The 20,276-nt window shown below is 63.2% G+C and carries 19 protein-coding genes; 5 read left to right on the forward strand and 14 right to left on the reverse strand.

Features of this window, described 5'->3' with window-relative positions; translation table 11 throughout:
- Positions 1 to 34 precede the first annotated feature (34 nt).
- The 8 genes from P3T20_RS26340 to P3T20_RS26375 form a co-directional block, all read right to left on the reverse strand.
- On the reverse strand, positions 35 to 895 hold the full coding sequence (locus P3T20_RS26340) for an amino acid ABC transporter ATP-binding protein (RefSeq protein ID WP_074264054.1): 861 nt from the start codon (positions 893 to 895) through the stop codon (positions 35 to 37).
- Positions 882 to 1,688 carry an amino acid ABC transporter permease gene (locus P3T20_RS26345; RefSeq protein ID WP_074264055.1) on the reverse strand — a complete coding sequence of 269 codons (807 nt, stop codon included), beginning with the start codon at positions 1,686 to 1,688 and terminating at the stop codon, positions 882 to 884. The genes P3T20_RS26340 and P3T20_RS26345 overlap by 14 nt, the downstream gene beginning before the upstream one ends.
- Positions 1,678 to 2,421, reverse strand: a complete 744-nt coding sequence (locus tag P3T20_RS26350) for an amino acid ABC transporter permease (protein ID WP_074264056.1) — start codon at positions 2,419 to 2,421, stop codon at positions 1,678 to 1,680. Before P3T20_RS26350 ends, P3T20_RS26345 begins: the two co-directional genes overlap by 11 nt.
- Complete coding sequence (locus P3T20_RS26355) at positions 2,418 to 3,281, reverse strand: transporter substrate-binding domain-containing protein (RefSeq protein ID WP_074264057.1); 864 nt, start codon at positions 3,279 to 3,281, stop codon at positions 2,418 to 2,420. The genes P3T20_RS26350 and P3T20_RS26355 overlap by 4 nt, the downstream gene beginning before the upstream one ends.
- A 92-nt stretch (positions 3,282 to 3,373) precedes the next feature.
- The gene (locus tag P3T20_RS26360) at positions 3,374 to 4,123 is read right to left on the reverse strand and encodes an ABC transporter ATP-binding protein (RefSeq protein WP_074264058.1); all 750 of its coding nucleotides are present in this window, start codon (positions 4,121 to 4,123) and stop codon (positions 3,374 to 3,376) included.
- Complete coding sequence (locus tag P3T20_RS26365) at positions 4,120 to 5,055, reverse strand: ABC transporter permease (protein WP_083611379.1); 936 nt, start codon at positions 5,053 to 5,055, stop codon at positions 4,120 to 4,122. The genes P3T20_RS26360 and P3T20_RS26365 overlap by 4 nt, the downstream gene beginning before the upstream one ends.
- A gap of 8 nt (positions 5,056 to 5,063) precedes the next feature.
- On the reverse strand, positions 5,064 to 6,068 hold the full coding sequence (locus tag P3T20_RS26370) for an aliphatic sulfonate ABC transporter substrate-binding protein (RefSeq protein ID WP_074264059.1): 1,005 nt from the start codon (positions 6,066 to 6,068) through the stop codon (positions 5,064 to 5,066).
- Positions 6,069 to 6,336: 268 nt separating this feature from the next.
- The gene (locus tag P3T20_RS26375) at positions 6,337 to 7,185 is read right to left on the reverse strand and encodes a class I SAM-dependent methyltransferase (protein ID WP_429288278.1); all 849 of its coding nucleotides are present in this window, start codon (positions 7,183 to 7,185) and stop codon (positions 6,337 to 6,339) included.
- Between the two features lie 158 nt (positions 7,186 to 7,343).
- Here P3T20_RS26375 and P3T20_RS26380 point away from each other — a divergent pair, with 158 nt between their 5' ends.
- From P3T20_RS26380 to P3T20_RS26390, 3 genes are all read left to right on the forward strand, one after another.
- The gene (locus P3T20_RS26380) at positions 7,344 to 8,684 is read left to right on the forward strand and encodes an LLM class flavin-dependent oxidoreductase (RefSeq protein ID WP_074264061.1); all 1,341 of its coding nucleotides are present in this window, start codon (positions 7,344 to 7,346) and stop codon (positions 8,682 to 8,684) included.
- Positions 8,685 to 8,978: 294 nt separating this feature from the next.
- Positions 8,979 to 9,293 carry a hypothetical protein gene (locus tag P3T20_RS26385; protein ID WP_074264062.1) on the forward strand — a complete coding sequence of 105 codons (315 nt, stop codon included), beginning with the start codon at positions 8,979 to 8,981 and terminating at the stop codon, positions 9,291 to 9,293.
- Positions 9,294 to 9,397: 104 nt separating this feature from the next.
- A complete protein-coding gene (locus P3T20_RS26390; protein WP_074264063.1) occupies positions 9,398 to 10,015 on the forward strand; it encodes a hypothetical protein in 618 nt (205 codons plus the stop codon).
- Between the two features lie 96 nt (positions 10,016 to 10,111).
- Here the strand turns inward: P3T20_RS26390 and P3T20_RS26395 are convergent, their stop codons facing one another.
- The 3 genes from P3T20_RS26395 to P3T20_RS26405 all read right to left on the reverse strand — a co-directional run bounded on the left by P3T20_RS26395 (position 10,112) and on the right by P3T20_RS26405 (position 13,973).
- Positions 10,112 to 12,019, reverse strand: a complete 1,908-nt coding sequence (locus P3T20_RS26395; RefSeq protein ID WP_074264064.1) for a glycosyl transferase family 1 — start codon at positions 12,017 to 12,019, stop codon at positions 10,112 to 10,114.
- Positions 12,020 to 12,252: 233 nt separating this feature from the next.
- Complete coding sequence (locus P3T20_RS26400; RefSeq protein WP_074264065.1) at positions 12,253 to 13,515, reverse strand: DUF3443 domain-containing protein; 1,263 nt, start codon at positions 13,513 to 13,515, stop codon at positions 12,253 to 12,255.
- Between the two features lie 11 nt (positions 13,516 to 13,526).
- Positions 13,527 to 13,973 carry a DUF2844 domain-containing protein gene (locus P3T20_RS26405; protein ID WP_074264066.1) on the reverse strand — a complete coding sequence of 149 codons (447 nt, stop codon included), beginning with the start codon at positions 13,971 to 13,973 and terminating at the stop codon, positions 13,527 to 13,529.
- A gap of 470 nt (positions 13,974 to 14,443) precedes the next feature.
- On the opposite strand from P3T20_RS26405, the gene bamC reads away from it, so the two are divergent.
- Both bamC and P3T20_RS26415 read left to right on the forward strand, forming a co-directional pair.
- Complete coding sequence (bamC, locus tag P3T20_RS26410; RefSeq protein WP_074264067.1) at positions 14,444 to 15,685, forward strand: outer membrane protein assembly factor BamC; 1,242 nt, start codon at positions 14,444 to 14,446, stop codon at positions 15,683 to 15,685.
- Between the two features lie 152 nt (positions 15,686 to 15,837).
- A complete protein-coding gene (locus P3T20_RS26415; protein ID WP_167379382.1) occupies positions 15,838 to 15,987 on the forward strand; it encodes a hypothetical protein in 150 nt (49 codons plus the stop codon).
- 408 nt (positions 15,988 to 16,395) lie between these two features.
- On the opposite strand, the gene P3T20_RS26420 is transcribed toward P3T20_RS26415, so the two are convergent.
- The 3 genes from P3T20_RS26420 to P3T20_RS26430 all read right to left on the reverse strand — a co-directional run bounded on the left by P3T20_RS26420 (position 16,396) and on the right by P3T20_RS26430 (position 20,056).
- Entirely contained in the window at positions 16,396 to 17,331 is a 936-nt protein-coding gene (locus P3T20_RS26420) for a DMT family transporter (RefSeq protein WP_074265998.1), read from the reverse strand.
- A gap of 262 nt (positions 17,332 to 17,593) precedes the next feature.
- Positions 17,594 to 19,195: an L-lactate permease gene (locus tag P3T20_RS26425; protein WP_074264068.1), complete on the reverse strand. Its 1,602-nt coding sequence runs from the start codon at positions 19,193 to 19,195 to the stop codon at positions 17,594 to 17,596.
- Between the two features lie 336 nt (positions 19,196 to 19,531).
- Complete coding sequence (locus P3T20_RS26430; RefSeq protein WP_074265999.1) at positions 19,532 to 20,056, reverse strand: hypothetical protein; 525 nt, start codon at positions 20,054 to 20,056, stop codon at positions 19,532 to 19,534.
- Between the last annotated feature and the right edge of the window lie 220 nt (positions 20,057 to 20,276).

Raw genomic sequence — 20,276 nt, forward strand, 5'->3', positions numbered from 1 at the left:
GATACGCCGCGTCCCCTGCGCGGCCTTCATCACATCAGATAGCGAACTTACGCAGATCGAGCGGGATCGTCTCACGCGCCGCGTCGTAGCGCGCTGCGTTGCGCTGGTCGTTTGCGGCCGTCAGCGAACGCGTCAGGAACGCCCGGGTGCGCGGACTTGCCGGCTCACGGAACAGGCGCTGCGCGGGACCATGTTCGACGATTACGCCGGCCTCCGTGAAGTACACCGCATCGCTGACTTCCTCCGCAAAGCGCATTTCATGCGTCACCAGCACGCAGGTCATGCCGTCCCTCACCAGATCGCGGATCACGGTCAGCACTTCGCCTACCGTCTCGGGATCGAGCGCCGACGTGACTTCGTCGAACAGGATCAGATCCGGTTGCATGGCGAGTGCCCGCGCGATGGCCACCCGCTGTTGCTGGCCGCCCGACAGTTCGCCCGGATAGGCGTGGGCCTTGTCGGCTAGCCGCACCTTCTCGAGCAGATCGTAGGCCGTGCGGGTTGCGTTCGCCTTGTCGCGGCGCAGGATGCGCACGGGTGCCATCACCAGATTGTCCAGCACGCTCAGATGCGGAAACAGGTTGTACTGCTGAAACACAAAACCCACGCGCTTGCGCAGTTCGATTTCGTCGCGCTCCGAATTGAGTTGATCGACGCACGTACCGTCTACCTCGATGCTGCCGCTTTGCGGTTTGAGCAGGCCGGTAATACAGCGCAGGATAGTGGACTTGCCGGAGCCCGACGGGCCGATGATCGAAACGGCCTGGCCTCGGAATACGTCAAGATCGATACCGTTAAGCACCGGATTTGCGCCGAACGCGAGGTGTACGTTGCGCAGGCTGACGAGTGGGCGCGCCGCGGCGCTCGCTGTGGAGGAGGGATCAACGAAAGGCATAGCGTTTTTCGAGGCGTCGCGTGAAGCGCGCAATCGGGTAGCAGTAGACAAAGAAGAGTCCCAGTACGGTGAAGTAGACCAGCACCGTGAAGTCGGCGCGCGCAACCGTATTGCTCGCGACCTGAGCGGTATCGAGCAGATCGTGCACGCCGACCAGCGAGGCGAGGGCAGTGCCCATCGTGATGCTTGCGTACAGGTTCATCCACGGCGGCAGCATGCGTTTGACGCACTGCGGCAGAATGATCCAGCGGAACACCTGGGCGCGGCTGAAGGCGAGCGAACGCGCGGCGTCCCACTGAGCGTGCGGAATCGACTGGATCGCGCCGCGGAAAATCTCGGCCACGTTGGCGCTCGCCGGCAAGGCGAGGCCGAGCGTCACCTTGAACCAGTCGGGAAATGGCAGCGTGTGATGGCCGAGCGCAATCTCGAACGGAAACACATAGGTCGAGAAGTAGATCAGCACCAGCAGCGGCGCGTTGCGAAACACCTGCACGTAGATGCGGGCCGGCACGCGCACGATACGCAGCGGCGACAGCAGCAGTGGCCCGAGCGCAAGTCCCGTCAGGGTGCCGAGCGCGACAGCCAGCAGACTGATTTCGACGTTGACCCACAAGGACTTGATGAGTGCAGGGGCCCACGTGACGAGCGCAGCCAGCGTCACGTTGTGAGTGTGGCCGGCAAGCTCGCGTTCGAGCAGCGCGAGGAGCACGCCCACCACGATAACGGCGACCACCGCGCGCGGCCGGCGCCCGCGTTCACCTCCGGCATCGAGAGCGAACGGCTCAGTGGCCATAGCCGGGCATCCTCAGACGGGTTTCGAGCCAGCGTCCCGCACGGTTGACCACGTGCGTCAGCGCGCCGAAAAACAGCAGGATCAGGATCATGAGTTCAAGCACGTTGTCGCGCTGCGTCCAGATCATGATAGACGCATATGTCACGTCACCGACTGCGATGGCCGAGGCGATGGTGGTCATCTTCACCAGATCGACCATGTTGTTGACGAGAGCCGGCAATGCGAAGCGCACGGCGAGCGGCAACTGCACGTTCCATAGCCGTTGCCTGCGACTGTAGCCGAGCGATTGCGCGGCTTCGAGCGTTGCGCGCGGCACCGCTTCGATGCCGGCGCGTAGCGCTTCCGCGTGAAATGCACCTTTATGCAGTGCGATCACAATGACGCTCCAGATGAACGGCGTCAACGGATTGCCACCTAGTTCACGCAGCGCCTGACTCAGCAACATGTTTAGCACGAGAAACGCGCAAAAGAGTTGCACTAGCGTCGGCGTGTTGCGGGTGACCTCGACGAAGATGCGCGCGGGTCGCGCCAGCGCCGCGCGTGGCGAGATCAGCATGGCAGCCAGCAGCACGCCTGCTATCAGGCTGAAAAAGGCGGTCACCAAGGAAAGTTCGAGCGTTACCAGCATGCCGTGGAGGAACGACGCGCGTTCGTCGGCGGCGAGCAGGAAACTGTAGTCGAGCCCAAACTTGTTGAGTGCGGCTACGGCCTGTTCGGGCAGCCCCTGGCTCATGCCGGTTGTGCCTTGAATTTCGCGTGCAGGTCGAGTACTGCTTGCGACGGCTGCATGCCGTTTTTACGTTCGGTATCGATCAGCCATCCCGAACGATGCCAGTCCTCGACCACTTTCTCGAAGGCGTTCTGCGTATCGGTTTCACCCTTGCGGACCCAGATTACCGAGGGCGAGGGGATCAGATCGCTCGACACGGGGATCGTGTAGTCCTTCCAGTCCGGATTGCGTGCGACCAGCAGGCGCAGGGTCGGCGCGACATGCACTGCGGCTACGCAGTTGTTGCCGCGCAATGCGAGCAGCGATTCGGGCTGGCCGCGGAACGCCTTCACCTGTGCGCCGTACTGCTCGGCGAGCGGTTTCGTGTAGTTGCTGCCTTGCGAAACGCACACGGCCTTGCCGCGCAGGTCGTTCCATGACTTGATGCCGCTGTCTTTGCGAGTGATCAGCGCGCCGCCGATTTCCTCGAACGGTGTGGGCGGATACGCGAGAATCTGCGCGCGCTCCTCAGTCACTTCCATGTTGGCGATCAGCGCGTCGACCTTGCCCTGCTGCAGGAACTGCACACGATTGGATGGTTGGACAGGGATCATTTCGATGTCCACGCCAAGGCGTTTTGCGAGGTTCTCCGCGAGATCGACGTTAAAGCCGAGCGGCTTTTGCGTGGCTGGGTCGAGCGAGCCGAACGGCGGTCCGGACAGGATCACGCCGACCACGATTTTGTGGCGTTCGTGAATGCGGTCTAGCGTGCTGTCGGCGTGAGCGGCGCTCGCGCCGAGGGCGACGGCAAGCAGAAGGGTGGTGCGGATTACGGTGCCCCGTGCGAAGGTGCGAAGCCAGAGCCGATAGGAAGGTTGTTTCATTGCGTGGCAAGTCAGACGGTTAGACATAGGAGTTGGTCTTGTGAATGGCGGCGTGCCTTGCCGCTTCCTGTTTCAAATCGCTTTGGATTGCTTTAGACCGCTTCGAAGGCGTCGAGCCGTTCGAGCAACTGCGCACGCAGATCCGTAAGCACAGGATCGCGCCGGTCGCGCGGCCGCGGTCTTGTGACGCGATATTCGCGGTCGATGCGCCCAGGCGCCGCCGCCATCAGCAGCACGCGGTCGCTTAGATACAGGGCTTCGTCCAGATCGTGCGTGACCAGCAGGGCGGCTGTGCCGTGCGCTCGCACTACGGACAACAGCAAGGCCTGCAGGCGCATGCGCGTCATCGCGTCGACCGCGCTAAACGGTTCGTCGAGCAACAGCAGATCGGGCTGCGAAAACAATCCGCGAGCGATTGCGACGCGCTGCGCCATGCCACCCGAGAGCGCCTTCGGCAACGTGCCCCCTTGACCTGCCAGTCCCACTTCGACGAGCAACTGTCCCACCCGCGGCTCGCGTCCGCCGCCAGAACCTGCCTCGAAGCCGACGTTATCGGCCACCGTCAGCCACGGCAGTAAACGCGGCTCCTGGAAGATCACGCCAATCTGCGACGAAGGTCCGCTCAATGGCACACCGTTCAAACGCACTTCGCCGTGATACTGACGGTCCAGTCCGGCGACGATACGCAGCAACGTACTTTTGCCGCAGCCGCTGGGACCGACCAGGCTCACAATCTCGCCATGTCCGATGCGCAACGACAGATGATCGAGCACCGTCCGGGCGGTGTAGTGCTTGGCTTCGACATGCACGTCCAGCAGGGGCGATTGACTGGATTTACTCATCGTTTCCCTCGCGCGTGTGCCTGATCGCTGTACGCGTCGAAAGCATCGCGCCAGCCAAGCACGCTGTTTTCCAGCCAGCGCATGGCGCCGTCGCTCAGCTTCCCGAGTATGGCGAGCAGGATGATTGCGCCGAATACCAGATCGGGGCGACCGGTTTCACGGCCATCGCTCAACATGTAGCCGAGGCCGCGGGTGGCCGCGATCAGTTCGGCGGCGACCATGAACATCCATGCGAGGCTCAAGCCTGTGCGCAAGCCCGTAAAAATTTGCGGCAGCGCGGCGGGCAGGAGAATCCGTCTGAACAGTGAGGCGGGTGTGAGCCGGTAGATCGCGCCGAGTTCGACGAGCTTGCGATCGACGCCGCGAATGCCCGCCACCACGCTCAGATGCACGGGGAAAAACGCGCCAATTGCAATCAAGGTGATCTTGGGAGCCTCGTCGATGCCCATCCACAGCAGCAACACGGGCACCCATGCCAGCGATGGAATCGAGCGCAGTGCCTGAAAGCATGGCTCGAGCAGGGCTTCGAGGCGGCGGCTGAGGCCCATCGCGGCACCGAGGACTAAAGCTAGCGTGGCGCCGATAGCGAAGCCCGCCAGCACGCGCAGCGTACTGGCCGCAATATGACGCGTGAGGCGCGTAGCACCCATTTGCCACAACGTCTGCGCAATCGTGCTCGGCGCGGGTAGGAGATGATCCGGCACGACGTTCGTGCGCACCAGTATTTCGATCAGCACGAGCAACGCAACGGGTAGTGCGAGACCTGCGATATGCCAGTGGCGCAGGCTGCCATGGAACGGCGGCACGCGTGACTTTGCGTTGTCGTTGCCGGCGTCCGCGCTATTCCCATCGGCCAACGGTAGCGCAGGCTCCGTGAGCCTCTGCGCCGCAGCGACGTCGAACGGTACCGATTCGTTGGAAGCAGACGCCATCGTCAAACTCACTGGGCCCGTGCCGCTGTCACCACCGGCTGCGCGACCTGCGAATCGACCAGTGCATCGATCACCTGCGGCAAATCGGTACCGGGCTTTACCAGGTCCTCCTGAACGAGAATCGGCGCTGCAGCCTTGAGCGCTTCAATCTGCTGTGCGCCCGGAACAGGGTAGCTGAAATCGTTGCGCTGCAACTGCAGCTTTGCGACCGGCAGCGAGACCTTCGATTCGTCTGCAACGATTTGCGCGGCGTCGTCCGGATGCGCGATGATCCACACGCGTGCCTTTTCGTAGACCTTCAGCACGCGCGCAACCGTCTCGGGATATTGCTGAAGAAACGCTTCGCGCGCGTCCAGAAAGCCGTACGTGTTGAAGTCGACGTTGCGATACAGCAGGCGGTCACCGTCGTCGATCTGTGCGGCGGCCATATGCGGATCGAGACCCGCCCATGCATCCACCTGGCCGTTCGCGAGCGCGGTGCGCCCATCCGGATGCTGCAGGTTCACGAGCTCGACGTCGTCGCGCGTCAGCCCCACCGTATGGAGCGCACGCAGCGTGAACAGGAACGGATCGGTGCCCTTGGTGGCGGCGATCTTTTTACCCTTCAGGTCGGCGAGCGTCTTGATCGGCGAGTCCTTGCGCACCACCAGGGCGGTCCATTCGGGTCGCGAGAAGATATAAACGGCCCGGATCGGATTGCCGTTCGCCTTGCCAAGCACGGCCGCAAGGCCTGCTGTCGAGCCAATGTCGATTGCACCGCTGTTCAGGTATTCAAGCGCGCGGTTGCTGCCGAGACTCAACACCCATTTGATCTGCGCATGGTCGGGTTTGAACTCGTCTTCAAGCCAGCCATATCGTTTGATGACGAGACTTTCCGGCGAGTAGTACGCATAGTCGACGCGGATCTCCGGCGGGGTCGCGGCATAGGCCGTCGCCATCGTCACGAGGCCTGAGGCCAGCACAGCCAGCAGCATGGCCAGCCGGGCCGACGAACGATTGAAGAACCGCTTCATTTAGGTCTCCCAGTTTCCAGAGATCGGTGTGAACAGACCGATCAATGTAATGAAAGACGCTGCTTTTACGAACTAACGAAAGATCACAAGGAAACCAGCGGCAGCGATATCGCATGCGTGGCGGAGTGGGGGCGGCGTTTGCCGGCGTTAAAGCGTCGGAACTGGCGTTGCGTTGGTTGGGTGAGATCCGAGGCGAGCACCTCTGTTCGTCGGGCGCGCGTGCCTTTCCGTCTTTGCCACCACGCACCGCCCGGCCTGCTGCGCGTCATCAATTCGGCTTGACGAACCTCAACGTCATGCGATCCGATTCCCCAATCGCGGCAAAGCGCGCCTTATCGACACTGCCGCCCTCGTAGGTCGGCGGCAGCGACCAGACGCCGTGCGGATAGTCCTTGGTGTCGCGCGGATTGCTGTTGATCTCGCTGCTGCCGGCCAGCTTGAACCCGGCGGCCTGCGCATGTTCAATCACGTAGGCTTCGGTGACATAGCCGCTGTCGATCATCTGTTGCAGCGACGTGCCCGGCGCCGCGCGATGCTCTTCGACGCCGAGGATGCCACCCGGCTTCAGCGCGCGGTAGAACGCTTGCAGGTTGGCGTCGATCTGGCCGTCCTTGATCCAGTTGTGGATATTGCGGAACGTGAGAACGCGGTCGACGTTGCCGTTCGCCTCGAAGCCATTGAACTGTCCCGCCTGCAGCGTGCCGACGACGACCTTGCCGTAGAGGGCCGGTGTCGCCGCCAGCTTGCGGGCAAATGCGGCGTCACCTGCCTTCTCTTCTGCCGCGGCGGCCGGCGACGGGCTTTCGTATTCGGCCTCGTAGAGCGTGCCGTGATCGTGCAGGTAGGGCGCGAGAATGTCCGTGTACCAGCCGCCACCCGGCGCAATTTCGAGGACCGTTTGCGTCGGCGCGATCTCGAAGAACTGCAGCGTGCCTTGCGGATGGCGATAGACGTCGCGCGCCTTCGCGGCGTCGCTGCGCTGCGGGCCGGCGACGGCCGAGGCTAGCGAGCTATCGTTCGATGGGACCCACGCGCAGGCCGCAACGAGTAGCGTGGCGGTCAGTCCGGCGAGGGTGTTGCGCAGCGTGCGAAGCATCGGATGGGAGTGGTGAGTCATGGCGCCTGTGATGGGTTCGGGTGGGCCGCAATGCAAACGGCAACAGGCGTAAAGATAAGCGTTTGTGGCGCGCTTTGCACGCGGGCGCGGTTTCAGCAGGTTCCGTGGATTCGGCGTATCGTAACTCGCCAGTTAGCCGATCAACCGGAGAGTCCTGCATGTCTAGCCAGCCACGCCCGCCACGCCAGTTGCGCCTCGGCGCCTTCATGCGCCCTGTGACGATCCATACCGGCGCATGGCGCTATCCGGGCGCCTACCCCGACGCCAACTTCAACTTCTCGCACATGAAGCGCTTCGCACAGACACTCGAGCGTGGACGTTTCGACGCGTTTTTCATGGCCGATCATCTGGCCGTGCTCAACATGCCGGTGGAGGCGCTCAAACGCAGTCACACGGTCACCTCGTTCGAACCGATGACCTTGTTGCCGGCGCTCGCCGCCGTGACCGAGCGTCTCGGCCTGATCGCCACGGGGTCTACGACGTTCGACGCGCCTTATCACGTCGCGCGCCGCTTTGCCTCGCTCGATCACATCAGCGGCGGCCGCGCGGGCTGGAATCTCGTCACCACCTCGAACCCGGACGCCGCGCTCAACTTTGGTCTCGAAGAACATGTTGAGCATGACGAACGATATCGCCGCGCGCGCGAGTTCTTCGATGTCGTCACCGGACTATGGGACAGCTGGGCCGACGATGCGCTGATTCGCGACGTCGAGTCCGGCATCTTCTTCGATCCGGACAAGCTGCATGTGCTCGATCACAAGGGCGAATACTATTCGGTGCGCGGGCCGCTCAACATTGCACGTCCGGTGCAGGGCTGGCCTGTGATCGTCCAGGCCGGTTCGTCCGAAGCGGGGCGGCAGATCGCCGCCGAAACTGCAGAGGCGGTTTTCACTGCGCAGACCACGCTTGCGGACGGTCAACGCTTTTACGCAGATGTCAAAGGCCGCATGGAGAAACTCGGGCGCTCGCGTGACCATATGAAGATTCTGCCGGCCGCTTTCGTGGTGGTAGGCGACACGCTCGATGAAGCGCTGGAAAAGCGCGCACGTCTGGACACATTCGTGCATTACGACAGTGGGATCGCGTCGCTTTCCATCGCACTCGGACACGATGTGTCGGGCTTCGATCCAGATGGTCCGCTGCCGGAAATTCCCGAGAGCAATGCGAGCCGCACGAGCCGATTGCGCGTCGTTGAATGGGCCGAGCGCGACAAGCTCACCATCCGTCAACTGGCGCAGCGCATCGGCGGTTATTCAGGACTGGAAATGGTCGGCACGCCCGCGATGATCGCCGATCAGATGGAGGCGTGGCTGGTCGGCGAAGGCTCGGATGGTTTCAACGTGATGTTCCCGTACCTGCCTGGCGGCCTCGACGATTTCGTCGACAAGGTGATTCCCGAGTTGCAGCGCAGAGGCATCTTCCGGCGTGAATACGAAGGCGCAACGTTACGCGAAAATCTTGGACTGCCGCGGCCGGAGAACCGGTTTTTCCGCACGTGACGACGGGTTGCCGATGGCACCCCTGAAACGGAGGTGAAACGTAAATTGCATACGGCTTTTCAGGCGAAGTGAAGGGGCGAAACACGAAGGCTGAAACCAGCCGTGTGCGGCCCACGTATAAAGGATGCGTACATGGCAGTCCTGCCATGCAAGAGCATCGCGACTCGTCTATGCTGGTACAAGGTCCGGTCGAATTACTGCAGCTAATTTGGCAGATGAGTTTGCAGATATGTTTGCGCGCAATCTTGCGGGCAATGCGGCGTACGCGACCCACTTCACTTTGTCGGAGGCAACATGGAACTAACATCGAAGAAGTTTTGGCAGGCCGTATTGTGTGCGGCAGCGTTGGGCGTCGCGGCTCAAGCAGGCGCGCAGGGGCTTTCTCCGCAGGACGATGTGAATGCCCCTCAGAACGGCAAGCAGTTGATGCCGAACGCGGCGCTGGGCAGCGAATATCCGTCGCACGGCAATCAGCAGGCCGGTGAAATGAACCTCAACCCGGTGGATCCGCGCGCGCAACTGGCCAATGGACTGCCGAACAATGCGGAGGCGGGCGGGTACGGCGCGCCGCTCGCCGGTGTGCGCACCGCTGTGGCCCCGTCGAACTGAGCGTATGTGCGCATGATCCACAGGTGCGGATCATGCGTCCGGCTTTCAGGCGCGCAGCGCGGCCCGTACGCTACAATGCCGACAGCCTGAAAACCGGAATATCAATGAAGATCCGCACTCTATCTATCGCATGCGTAACGACCGCCGCCGTGGTGCTCGCGGGGTGCACGGCCGTCTATAAGAACACCGACGCGTGTGAACAGGCGATGCGCAGCAAGCTGGCTGACGTGTCGCCTGAGCAGATGCCCGAGGCGTCGATCGACAAGCTGTCCGTCGATCACACGGGTACCGGCATCCACGGTTCGCGGGTGGTGGTCGAGGCGTCGCTGTCGCATATGCAGACGGCTTCGGAAGTCGCGGCGGCGTCGGCGCCCAAGGGGGCCTCGGGGGCTGCGGCGGCTTCGGCTGTTTCAGTGGCCTCCGCTAGTCCGCGGGCGTCGCACGGACAGATGGCTTCGGCGGCGGCCGCTGCTGCGGTGGACTCGTCGGACGCGGCGTCGGACGGGGTGAGCACGACGGCCAAGCCAGCCACGGTCGTCGCAGCTGCGTCGGGCGCCTCTGCGGCGGCGGCAAATGCCAAACCGGTCAAGCCCAAGAAGGTGGTCAAGTCTGCCGCTGTCGAATGCAGGTTCGACGGCCTGAATCTGGCGTCGTTCCGTTGGCTGGCGCCCCCGGAACTCGTGAAGACCAACGACACCGCCGCGAGCGATACCCAGGAATAACCGCGTTGCCGTGAGCTGAGCCGCCAAGCCCCGTCTGACCTTGTGGCGGGGCGTGCAGGCCGGCGGCCCGTGACCCGGGCGCGCGTTCTCCAACCCTCAAGCGTGAGCGACGGTGTTAGCACCGGCAGCACCAGCCACCGCCGCTCGCGCATTACGCCTGCGCTCCTCGCGCACGAGACGCAGCACGCGCTCGCCGAATACCTCCGGACATCCCTCGAAGAACCGCTCCACCGCCTTGGTCTCGATCAACTGGCGGCGCAAGGCCTCGCGTTCGTCGTGCCGGGTCACCATTCGCACCGCCGCTTCGACATAAGCCTCGACTGTCTGCGCCGTGGTCCAGGTTGGCATGCCAGCGCGTGCGAACAGCGCGCCGTCGATACGCTCGAACACCTCCGGACCGGTCTTGCACACCCCCGGCAGGCCAAGCGTGAACGCGTCGACGATCCCGTTGGTGTTGCCGAACGGGAAGGGGCTCAGGAACAGATCCGAATCGTCGACGCGCGCCAGGTAGTCGGCGTATTGGTGAAAGCCATGCGTCACGGCGCCCGGCACGGCCGCGCCGATGACGCGGCGCATGTGCTGGAGCGGCAAGCCGTAGCTATTGCCGGTCATGAAGTGGAATTGCACCGGAAGCCCCGCGCGCTCCTGAATCTGCCTGCAGGCATCGAGAAAGGCCGGATTGAGCTTCATCGGACTCGCGGTGATGACGATCTGGACAGTCTCGCGCCGCTGCGGCACGCGTGGAGCGATCTCGGGCAGCGCGAGCGATGCCCGGTACGGCTGGCCGTCCTTGGGCAGTCTTAGCAGGCGTTCGCTGAAACAGGCCGCATCGCCGACGTAATCTTCTTCGACGCTGATGTAATCGATCTTGTCCGAGTGGGTGGTGGCCGGATGGCCCAGGGCTGCTATCTGCAGCGGCGCGATCCGCAGGTTCGACATGAACACCGTCAGGACGAACATGCCGACGCTCGGCATATAGAGCACGTCCGGTTGCTCGGCCACGGCGAAATCGCGGATCGTTTTCAGGCATTCGCCGATGTAGTCCGGCTGCTCGAGTTCGATAAAGCGGTCGAAGACGGCGCGGCCCGCGTCGTCGATCGCGTAGCCGAAACCGAAGCCGACCACTTCGAAATGTTCGCGCGCGGCTTCGATGGTCCGCGAATGCGTGCGGTAGATTGAATGCGCGCCGCCGAACCACTCGACCACCACCAGCATCAACGGTTTCTTGCCGCGCTGCGCGCCGCCGGTGGGGTGCGGCTGTACAGGCGGAGGCAGATCGGTCAGGCCAAGCTGGTCGAGCTTGCGGCGTACCAGCACGTTGATGTCGCGCTTCACCGCGTGACGCCGCGGCGTGTCGGCGTAGCTGCAGAACATATACGCGTTGTGCAATACGGCCGAGGGCAGGTCGTCGAGATCGTCGATCTGCCGCAGCCTGCCGGGCAGCCATTCCAGCAGCGCCTCGCGCTTGCCGTGTGCATTGGCCGAGCCGTGAAAGAGCGGCGCCATCAGGACCAGTGCGAGGCAGGCGGCCATGGTTTTGTCGTGCACCCACAGGGCGGCAAAGTCGAGCTCAAGGTCCGACTCGCTCGAATAGAGCACGCATAGCTTTTCGATGAAACGGTCGCCGGGCATGAATTGCCGGTCGGCGGGCCCGCGCGGATTCAGGTGGCGTACCACGTGATCCGCGTTGCCGAACGCCGTGGATGAAAACAGCACGCTGATCCACTCGTGCAGCGTCAGCATCAGCTGCAAGCATACCGCGTGAGGGCGATACTCCGGGCTGGCGAACAGCGTGGATGCTGCACTCGTCAGACGCGTACAAAAGCGCTCATGCTGCTCGGCAGTTGATAATCCCTCCATGCCCGAAGCACGAAAGCTCTCATCCAGCTGGCCACGCTTCATTTGCAGGAGCGCCAGCGCCGCGACGAACTTGACCGAAGCCTGGTCGTGCGCCTGGCTATATACGAGTTGCTCGAATTCGTCGAGCAAAAATGAGTCTTCCATTGCTTCAATCTTCTATACAGACAACGGGATCTTCGTCGCGCGAGCAGCCATGAAGATCTGCAAGCGAAAGCGTGAACGCCATGGTTTCGATTCTTTAAAGATAGGCATGACTAACAATGTAGACATGTTGTCCGCCAAGAATCGGATTATCGCAGTTGGCCTGTATCAAATAAGCCCGGCCTGGGACTTTGGGAATTTTCTCTGCACGCAGGCCGGGACCCCATCGTCATGTCTCAGAAGGCGTAGTAAGGACCGCTGCCCGCCGAGGTAAGGCGCGACTCGATGGCCGTGTAGATGCGCCGTCCGTAGAAGAATGGCAGGCCCCAGCCGAAGCTGTTGCTGGTGATGCCGGCAAGGTTGTCGAAGGCGTTGTTGGTGCTGTTGAACAGCGTCCTCGAATTGCCCACCGAATAGGCCACCGTCGAACTGGTGCCGTCCGTGCCCCTGATGCTCGCGCTGGCCGATACCGTCGCAGCCGGGCAATACCACAGGCCGCATTCAGGCAACCCCGCGTTGGCGATAAAGAGCGCGTTCGAGCCGCTGTCCAGGTAGCTTTGCGAGTACGTTTGCGCGCCGCTGACCGTGGTCACGTAGCCGCTCTGTGAATTCGCCCGCAGCACGGTGGCGCCGCCGAGCACGTTATTGGCCTGGGTGCCGATCCCGAAAATAAGCGATCCCGCCACCGACGGCGCGCCGCCCGCCGCCACCGCCGGCAGGTCGATCACGACGCCGTTGTTGTCGAGGGGGAACGCGCTCACGGGGTTGGTGACCTGCTGGGCGAGCGGCTGGGCACTCGCCTGACAGGCGCCGCTCGCGGTGCAGCTGTAGTACCAGCGCGGCGCCGCGGAACTGTTGCAGGTGCCGCCGCAATCCGCCGCAAACAGGCCAACGCCGAGAATGCCGTTGCCGCGCAGCGTGGCGACTGTCTGCATGGCGAGGCCTGTACCGGCGCAGTCCGACGGTACGGTGGGCACGACGGGATCGGCGATCAGCTGGATCGGCAGCGACGCGGCGAGCTGGCCGGCCATCCTGACATCCGCGCTGCGCACCGCTCCCCACGTGTAGCCGCCGCCGAACACCGCGCATTCGCCGGCGCTGCCGCTGCCCGATGGCAGGGCCGCCAGTTGCAGGCTGGCCGGCAGCGCCGAGGCGAGGATGCGCAAGCCCTGCGAGCCGGTGTCGACCTGAATGTTGTCGATGGTGGCGCAGTTGCTGGTGCCGGGCGCGCAGATCGTGACGCTGGTGGTGAGCATATTGCGGGTGAGTCCGGGCGCCGCGGTGACTGCGATCGGCTGCACATTCGGCGTGGTGGACTGCCCGACCGCCGCCGGAGCGCTGGCTGGGGTGGTCGGCGTTTTCGTGGAGCCAGACGCCGCCGCCGGCGCGGCGGCACCGCTGGCGGCGCTCAAGTCGCTCCCGCCTCCGCCGCCGCAGGCGGCGAGTACGCTGCAAAGCACGCTGGAAAGGAAAAGAAAGAAGACGAGGTGGGTCCTCATGGCGGGCTCCTTCATGGCAGATCGTCAGGGGTGACGCCGGCAGGCAGCGCGCCCGGCAGCCACGTGCGGCCCACGTAGCTGCGCATCTGACCGCCCGATTCGACGATCACGTCGGGCTGGACCACGCGCGAGTCGTGCAGGTCATGGCTCGCCGCGAGCGCAGCGGCCGCCCCGGCCCGATAGGAGGCGTAGTAGGGGCCGAGCAGCGCCGGCAGGTCGGGCACGGTCGGGCCCTGCCAGGTGTAGGCGAAGATCTGACCGGTGTTCGATGCGTAGGCGTTGATCGTCGTGCCGCCCGCGTCCACGCTCGTGAGGCGCTCCACGGCGCCGTTGAGGATTGGCACCGGCGGGGTTCCCGCGATGCCGGCCAGAGTGCCGCCGAGCGCCGCGTGAGCGGTTGTCACGGGAAGTAATACGGAGATCGCCGCCGATAGCACGACGCCTCTGTAGAAAGGCATTAGGATGTTCCTCGACACTTGCATGGCGGCCCTCTCATTGTTTTTTAATATGACGAATTCAAGATATCACTGAGGTTTCCTGATCAATGTGGGTGGGGCCTGGCGGACTGGCTACAAATCTCAAAAGGAAGCGGGCGCGGAAGTCGGGAATGGTCCGTTAAAACAAGGAGATATTGCTTCTGACAGGACTCTCTGACGTTGCTGTCGGGAGTGTTGTGAATTGTTAAATCGCACTGACGGAGTGGGAGCTAAATCTGCCTCTCGTGTCAGATTTTGGCGCGCGCTCGGCGCGTTTTTCGAGGTGTTATCAACCGCTTCGGCGAGGGGTGGATGCAAGCCCTCAAAACCGTGTTTTCGGTGTCGTCCAGCAGGGGCCAAACCGGCTTTTTGCACAGGTCGGTCCGGGATCGGTAAAATAACGGGTTGATCCACGGAAACTTGCCGTGGCGTAGCGGAAGGATTCCCTGAACATGACTGATCTTCGTCTTACCAAGCGGTATGCAGTATTGCTGGTGGCAGGCGGGCTGGTTGCCGGCGTCGCCGGTTGCGGTACCTCGTCGCCGACCCAGATTGACTACAAGAGCGACTCCAAATCGAAGCAGGTGTCGCTGGCAGTGCCGCCGAACTTGATCGATGAGACGTCCGATCAGCGCTCGCTTCCGCCGCAGGGCGGTCAAACCTCGCTGTCCGCCCTCAACCAGGTGCAGGCGCAGGCGCCGGTTACCAGCCTGGGCGTGCTGCCGCCGGTCAAAGGCATGCATATCCAGCGTGACGGCACCGAAAGCTGGCTCGTCATCGACAACAAGACGCCCGACCAGGCCTGGGCGCAAATCCGCCGTTTCTGGCAGGAACAGGGCTTCCTGCTGGTGGTCGACCAGCGCGACAAGGGCGTGATGGAAACCGACTGGAACGAGACCCACGCGCAGATCAACGACGGCCTGATCCGCGACACGCTGTCGAAGGCGATGGGCAACTCGTACGTGGCTTCCGAGCGTAACAAGTACCGCACCCGCCTCGAAACGGCGCCGAACGGCGGCACCTACGTGTTCATCAGCCAGAAGGGCATGCAGGAAGCTCTGAGCGGCGCGAACAACGAGTCGACCACGTGGCAGCCCAAGCCGAACGATCCCGGCCTCGAAACCGAATACCTGAAGCGCCTGATGGCGTCGCTGGCGCTGGCCGATGCGCGCGGCGCTTCGGGCGATACGCAAAGCACGGCTCTCTCGCCGGCCGGCACGCAGACGGCGCCGGGCGCAGCAACCGCCGGGTCGAGTTCCGCTATTGCGAAGACGGCTGCGCAAAACGTCGCGCTGGCAGCCCAGCAACCCTTCCCGGACCAGAACCAGACGTCGAACACTTCGGCTCAGTTCACCTCCACCGAACTCACGCTGGGCGAGCCGTACGATCGCGCATGGGCGCGCGTGGGTCTTGCGCTCGACCGCAGCAACTTCACGGTCGATACCCGCGACCGTACCCGCGGGCTGTATTCGATCCGCTATGTCGATCCGAAGGACATGCGCTCGGAAGAGCAGGGCTTCTGGAGCCAGGTCATGCACGGCCATACCGAGAAGGTCGCCAAGACGTATCTGGTGAACGTACGGGCCGTTACGCCGGATCAGACCCGTGTAGCCGTGGTTGACGACAAGGGCAATATCGACTCGTCGCAACCGGCCAAAGAGATCATGGCCCTCGTGGTCGATCAGTTGCACTGAGCCCTCGCTGCTTCGTCAAAAGCCCGCCTGGTATGGCTTCCAGGCGGGCTTTTTTATGCCCGTGGCCGGCGCCTTATGGCTGGCCCAGCAACGGATGTGCGCCTCGCATGGAGTTTGCTTGTCTGCCTGAACCAAGACCAAGGAGACCTGCCATGTTCGACGTGATTCCCTACTGGATGTGGGCAGCCAGCCTGCTCATTCTCGCGCTGGTGTGCGGCGCGGCCCTCTCGGCGCATGAGTCGAGGCATGCGCCGACGCGAGTCCGGGGCGTGGCGGCACGCGCCAAATGGCGCGTGCGCTGAACGGCGCACCGCCCGGGCGGGCTCGTGTGCCGAGCGCGCGTAACGTGACGTTACGGCGTAACGCGCCGCAAAAGCCCGCCTCTTTTGCCGACGACGCGAAAAATAAATATAAAAATCAATGACCTGCGTTTTCGTGTCAAAGGTATTTCAGATTGGCACACAAGCTGCTTTATCTACCTCATGAGGCCTGACTGGCCGCACGCAAGCCGCTCACGCGGTGCTGGCGCGCGACGTCGGTTTGCCTCACTACAGCACGATTCAGCGCCGGGCTAACGACCCGGTGCTTTGCCCGATGACGGCCTGCGCGCGGCGCGCGCGGCCCTGGTGGCCCCGTCGCCTATCCTCGTAGGGCGACGGTTTCGCCCGCGCTTCCATGAAGCGCGGGCTATTTTTTTTGCGCTGGCGTTTTTAGGTGTCCGCGCTGCTGGGACGGCGCGGCTTCACCCACGGAATCCGTTTGACCACACCCGTGGCGAGCGCGGTGCCGATCAGAATCACCACACATCCTTCGAGCATCCCCGGCGAGACGCTTTCGCCGAGAAACAGTGCGCCCCACAGGATGCCGAAGATCGGGATCACAAAGGTGACGGTGATGGTTTTTGCAGGACCGATGGCGGCGAGCAGATGAAAGTACAGCATGTACGCGACACCCGTGCAGGCGACGCCCAGTGCGATAACCGCTCCCCACGCGTTCAGCGAGATCGGCGCGGCGGGCCAGTAGATCATCGCCAGCGGCAGCAAAACCACGGTGGCGCCGGTCATCGTGCCGGTGGCGACGGTGAGCGCGTCGACGCCGCTCAGGTGCCGTTTGGCATAGTTGGCGGCAATGCCGTACAGCAGCGTCGCGCCGAGTGCGGCGGCCGCAGCGAGCGCGGTTGTCAATGGCGTCGCGCTGCCGCCGTGGGGCGAGACAATCTGATCCCACACCAGCATCAACACGCCGAGGAAACCGACTACGAGACCGAGGCTGCGCAACGCGCTCAGGCGGTCCTTTAACCAGAGGAAGGCCACGAGCGCGCCCCATAGCGGCGTGCTGGCGTTGATCACCGAGGTGACGCCCGCCGACAGCGTCAACTCCGCATACGCGAACAGGCAGAAAGGCGCCGCCGAATTGAGAATGCCGACTATCACCAGCGGCACGGCCCGGCTGCGCAGCGTGGCGAGCGACTCGCGCAGTGGACGTCGCACGATTAGCACGATCGCGAGAGACAGTGCGCCGATGCCGACCCGCAGGGCCATCAGCGGGGCGACCCCGAAGTCGGTCACGCCGACCCGGATGAAAAGGAACGACGCTCCCCATAGAGCGGCGAGGATGATGAGCTGGAGCAGATTTCTGGAGTTCATTTGAGGCGCGTCTCGCGCGGTTGAGTCGAGACGCGAAGTGATGGTACCCGCGTGAACGCGCGGATATTTCACGCTGGAATGAAACAGCAAGATCTTCTTGCCGACCGGCTTCTTCGACGGGGATAGGGTAGGCGGCGCGCTCGTTTGCGTAAAACGAGCAATTCTCACGGCTATGTGAGGAAAATTGACGGAAAGCCGAGGCAAAAAAAACGGGCACGCCCTCCAAGCGTGCCCGCCGTCATGCCTCCGGCTGTGCGCTCGCTCAGTGCGGGATCATCCACTGCAGATAGTTCTGCTGCAGCCACACGATGATGCCAAGCACGATCGTGAGAATCAGCGAGTGCTTGAACGTCTTGGCGAACACCACACCTTCCTTGCCTTTGAGTTCGGTGGTGGCAACGCCGGTGGAGATGTTTTGCGGCGAGATCATCTTGCCCATCACACCGCCCGACGAGTTCGTCGCTGCCATCAGGATCGGGTTCAGGTTGAGCTGGTTGGCAGCCACCACCTGGAGATTACCGAACAGCGCATTGCCTGACGTGTCGCTGCCCGAGAGGAAGACGGCAACCCAACCGAGGAACGCCGACACCAGCGGGAAGAATGCCCCCACCGACGCGACACCGAGACCGAGCGTGTAGGTGAGCCCCGAGTAGTTCATCAGATAGGCGAGCCCGACGATGGTCGCTACCGTCAGAATGGCGATGCGCGTCTGCACCCAGGTGTCGACGATGGCGCGGCCGAACTCGGCCAGCGAGAGCTTCACCAGCAACGCCGTGATGATCGCGGCAACCAGGATGGCCGTGCCGGTGGCGAGCGGCTGGAAGTCCCAGATGGCCCCATACGCCGTGTGATACAGCGTGATGTAGACCGCCTTGTCGAGACCGGGCCACGGCACCTTGACGTCGCCGATCGTGAAGACCTTGGCGATCGTCCAGACGATCACGACCACTGACACAATGATCCACGGATACCAGCCCTGCGCGCCGCTGATCTTGCTGTCGCGCACTTCGTTGATGCGATCGACGTTGACGGCGAACTTCGGATCCGGGGCAGGCTTCCAGAACTTCAGGAACGACACCGTCACGATCAGCGAAACCAGCGAGGAGAGCACGTCGGTCAGGCTGTAGTTGACGTAGTTCGAGGAGATGAACTGGGTGACGGCGAAGCTGCCGCCGGCCACCAGCAGCACCGGCCAGATGCGCAGCATGTTACGAAAGCCCGCATACACGGCGATCACATAGAACGGCAGCAGGAACGCGAAGAACGGCAACTGGCGGCCGATCATCTGGGCGAGGCTGTTGGCCGGCAGGTGCGTGACCGCGGCGAGCACGGTGACCGGCACGCCGAGCGCGCCGAAGGCGACCGGCGCGGTATCGAAGATCAGCGTGAAGGTCAGGGCTTCGAGTGTCGGGAAGCCGAGCAGGATCAGCAGTGAGCTGGTGATCGCGACCGGTGTGCCGAAGCCGGAGATGCCTTCGAGCAGCGCGCCGAACGAGAAGCCGATCACGACGAGCACGATACGGCGGTCGTTCGGCAGATTGTCGATCATCCACATGCGGAACGCGGCGAAGCGTCCCGAGCGTTGCGCGATGTTGTAGAGCAGGATCGCCGCGACGACGATCCACATGATCGGCCAGAGCGCGAAGACCGCGCCGGCGACGACCGTGTTGATGGCAAGCCCGACCGGAAATTGCCAGCCGAAGATCGCCACCAGCAGCCCGACGATCAGTCCGGCGAGCGACGCCTGCCATGCCGGGCGACGGGCCCAGCCAAGCAGCACGAGGACCACGAGGATAGGTAGTGCAGCGACGATGAACGACGGGAATAGCGAATTGCCAATCGGGGTCAACAGTTGGTGAAACATCACGTCTCCTTCGTTGTTGTTCGAGTCGACGCGACCCGCTGCATGTTATGTGACGCGTCGAATGTGGCAGAACGGATGACGGCATGGCTGCGTGTGGGACAGCACCGTGTTCTCTATTTAAACAGATAATGCATGCGGCAGCATCAGGATAGAGCGCGCGCTGGCGCAGTCAAGACGGGGAAACCAGCGGCGTATGGGCGGCAGCGGGCCTAGATGGCGCGCAGGTGGCTGGCACCTGGCGCAGGCCTGACCTGGCCGTCAGATTGGGTCTGTCACAGGCCATAGAAAGAGGTGATGCTGGGTGTGTGTTCCGACGTGGCTCATCGGTTCATCGGCTCAGTGCCAATGGCCTCCGCCACCGCCATGCCAACCGCCGCCGTGCCAGCCACCGCCGTGCCAGCCACCACCCCAGCAACAGCCTCCGCCCCAGAAGCCGGCAAACCCGACCGATACCGATGGTCCCCAATACGGGTAACCATAACCGTAGCCATATCCGTAGTACGGATAGGCCGGGGCCGCATACGGATAAGCCGCATAGGGATAAGCGGAATAGGCCGGCCCGACATCCGGGGCCGGCGTATAGATCTGCTGGCTAGCCGCGGTCGCCGCCGGTGACGGCACTACATAGCTACCCGAAGCCGTTACCGACGGCGGTGGCGGCGCGGGGATCGGGTTGTGCTGGTTCAGCGCGCCAACGGGCTCGCCGTTCGCATTCACCGCCACGGACGTCTGCGAGGAACCCGTGGTTGGGTAGTAGCCGTTTGCGCCGTAGGGATAGTAGCCGTAGGGGTAGTAACAGCCCGCGAGGGCGAGCGCGGCAGCCGCGGCGCCAAGACGGGTGATAGCCGAAAGTGGACTCATGGCATGCTCCTGATGCAGCTCGATGCCGCGATGGTTAATGTTCGAGAGGTTGCAAACCGGCATCTTCCACTCAGAATACCCCTGAGCGATTCGGGTCAGGTTGCAAACAGGTTACCGCTTATTTCAGTGCCGTGCCGGATGTGTCCTGGGTAAGGGCTTGTCGGGATTGGCGCGCATTCGGGTCGCTTCAAACCGTGCCCGCAAAAGAAAAAGGCCCGCC

The organism is Paraburkholderia sp. GAS206C (genome assembly GCF_050435645.1).
Lineage (GTDB): Bacteria > Pseudomonadota > Gammaproteobacteria > Burkholderiales > Burkholderiaceae > Paraburkholderia > Paraburkholderia phenazinium_B.

What these genes read in the sequence shown, in the direction of transcription:
- P3T20_RS26360 (WP_074264058.1), bottom strand. Translation starts at nt 4,123, where the DNA reads ATGAGTAAATCCAGTCAATCGCCCCTGCTGGACGTGCATGTCGAAGCC.
- P3T20_RS26370 (WP_074264059.1), bottom strand. Translation starts at nt 6,068, where the DNA reads ATGAAGCGGTTCTTCAATCGTTCGTCGGCCCGGCTGGCCATGCTGCTG.
- P3T20_RS26345 (WP_074264055.1), bottom strand. Translation starts at nt 1,688, where the DNA reads ATGGCCACTGAGCCGTTCGCTCTCGATGCCGGAGGTGAACGCGGGCGC.
- P3T20_RS26355 (WP_074264057.1), bottom strand. Translation starts at nt 3,281, where the DNA reads ATGAAACAACCTTCCTATCGGCTCTGGCTTCGCACCTTCGCACGGGGC.
- P3T20_RS26350 (WP_074264056.1), bottom strand. Translation starts at nt 2,421, where the DNA reads ATGAGCCAGGGGCTGCCCGAACAGGCCGTAGCCGCACTCAACAAGTTT.
- P3T20_RS26390 (WP_074264063.1), top strand. Translation starts at nt 9,398, where the DNA reads ATGAAGATCCGCACTCTATCTATCGCATGCGTAACGACCGCCGCCGTG.
- P3T20_RS26385 (WP_074264062.1), top strand. Translation starts at nt 8,979, where the DNA reads ATGGAACTAACATCGAAGAAGTTTTGGCAGGCCGTATTGTGTGCGGCA.
- P3T20_RS26405 (WP_074264066.1), bottom strand. Translation starts at nt 13,973, where the DNA reads ATGCCTTTCTACAGAGGCGTCGTGCTATCGGCGGCGATCTCCGTATTA.
- P3T20_RS26375 (WP_429288278.1), bottom strand. Translation starts at nt 7,185, where the DNA reads ATGACTCACCACTCCCATCCGATGCTTCGCACGCTGCGCAACACCCTC.
- P3T20_RS26400 (WP_074264065.1), bottom strand. Translation starts at nt 13,515, where the DNA reads ATGAGGACCCACCTCGTCTTCTTTCTTTTCCTTTCCAGCGTGCTTTGC.
- P3T20_RS26415 (WP_167379382.1), top strand. Translation starts at nt 15,838, where the DNA reads ATGTTCGACGTGATTCCCTACTGGATGTGGGCAGCCAGCCTGCTCATT.
- P3T20_RS26395 (WP_074264064.1), bottom strand. Translation starts at nt 12,019, where the DNA reads ATGGAAGACTCATTTTTGCTCGACGAATTCGAGCAACTCGTATATAGC.
- P3T20_RS26420 (WP_074265998.1), bottom strand. Translation starts at nt 17,331, where the DNA reads ATGAACTCCAGAAATCTGCTCCAGCTCATCATCCTCGCCGCTCTATGG.
- P3T20_RS26425 (WP_074264068.1), bottom strand. Translation starts at nt 19,195, where the DNA reads ATGTTTCACCAACTGTTGACCCCGATTGGCAATTCGCTATTCCCGTCG.
- P3T20_RS26430 (WP_074265999.1), bottom strand. Translation starts at nt 20,056, where the DNA reads ATGAGTCCACTTTCGGCTATCACCCGTCTTGGCGCCGCGGCTGCCGCG.
- P3T20_RS26340 (WP_074264054.1), bottom strand. Translation starts at nt 895, where the DNA reads ATGCCTTTCGTTGATCCCTCCTCCACAGCGAGCGCCGCGGCGCGCCCA.
- P3T20_RS26380 (WP_074264061.1), top strand. Translation starts at nt 7,344, where the DNA reads ATGTCTAGCCAGCCACGCCCGCCACGCCAGTTGCGCCTCGGCGCCTTC.
- bamC (WP_074264067.1), top strand. Translation starts at nt 14,444, where the DNA reads ATGACTGATCTTCGTCTTACCAAGCGGTATGCAGTATTGCTGGTGGCA.
- P3T20_RS26365 (WP_083611379.1), bottom strand. Translation starts at nt 5,055, where the DNA reads ATGGCGTCTGCTTCCAACGAATCGGTACCGTTCGACGTCGCTGCGGCG.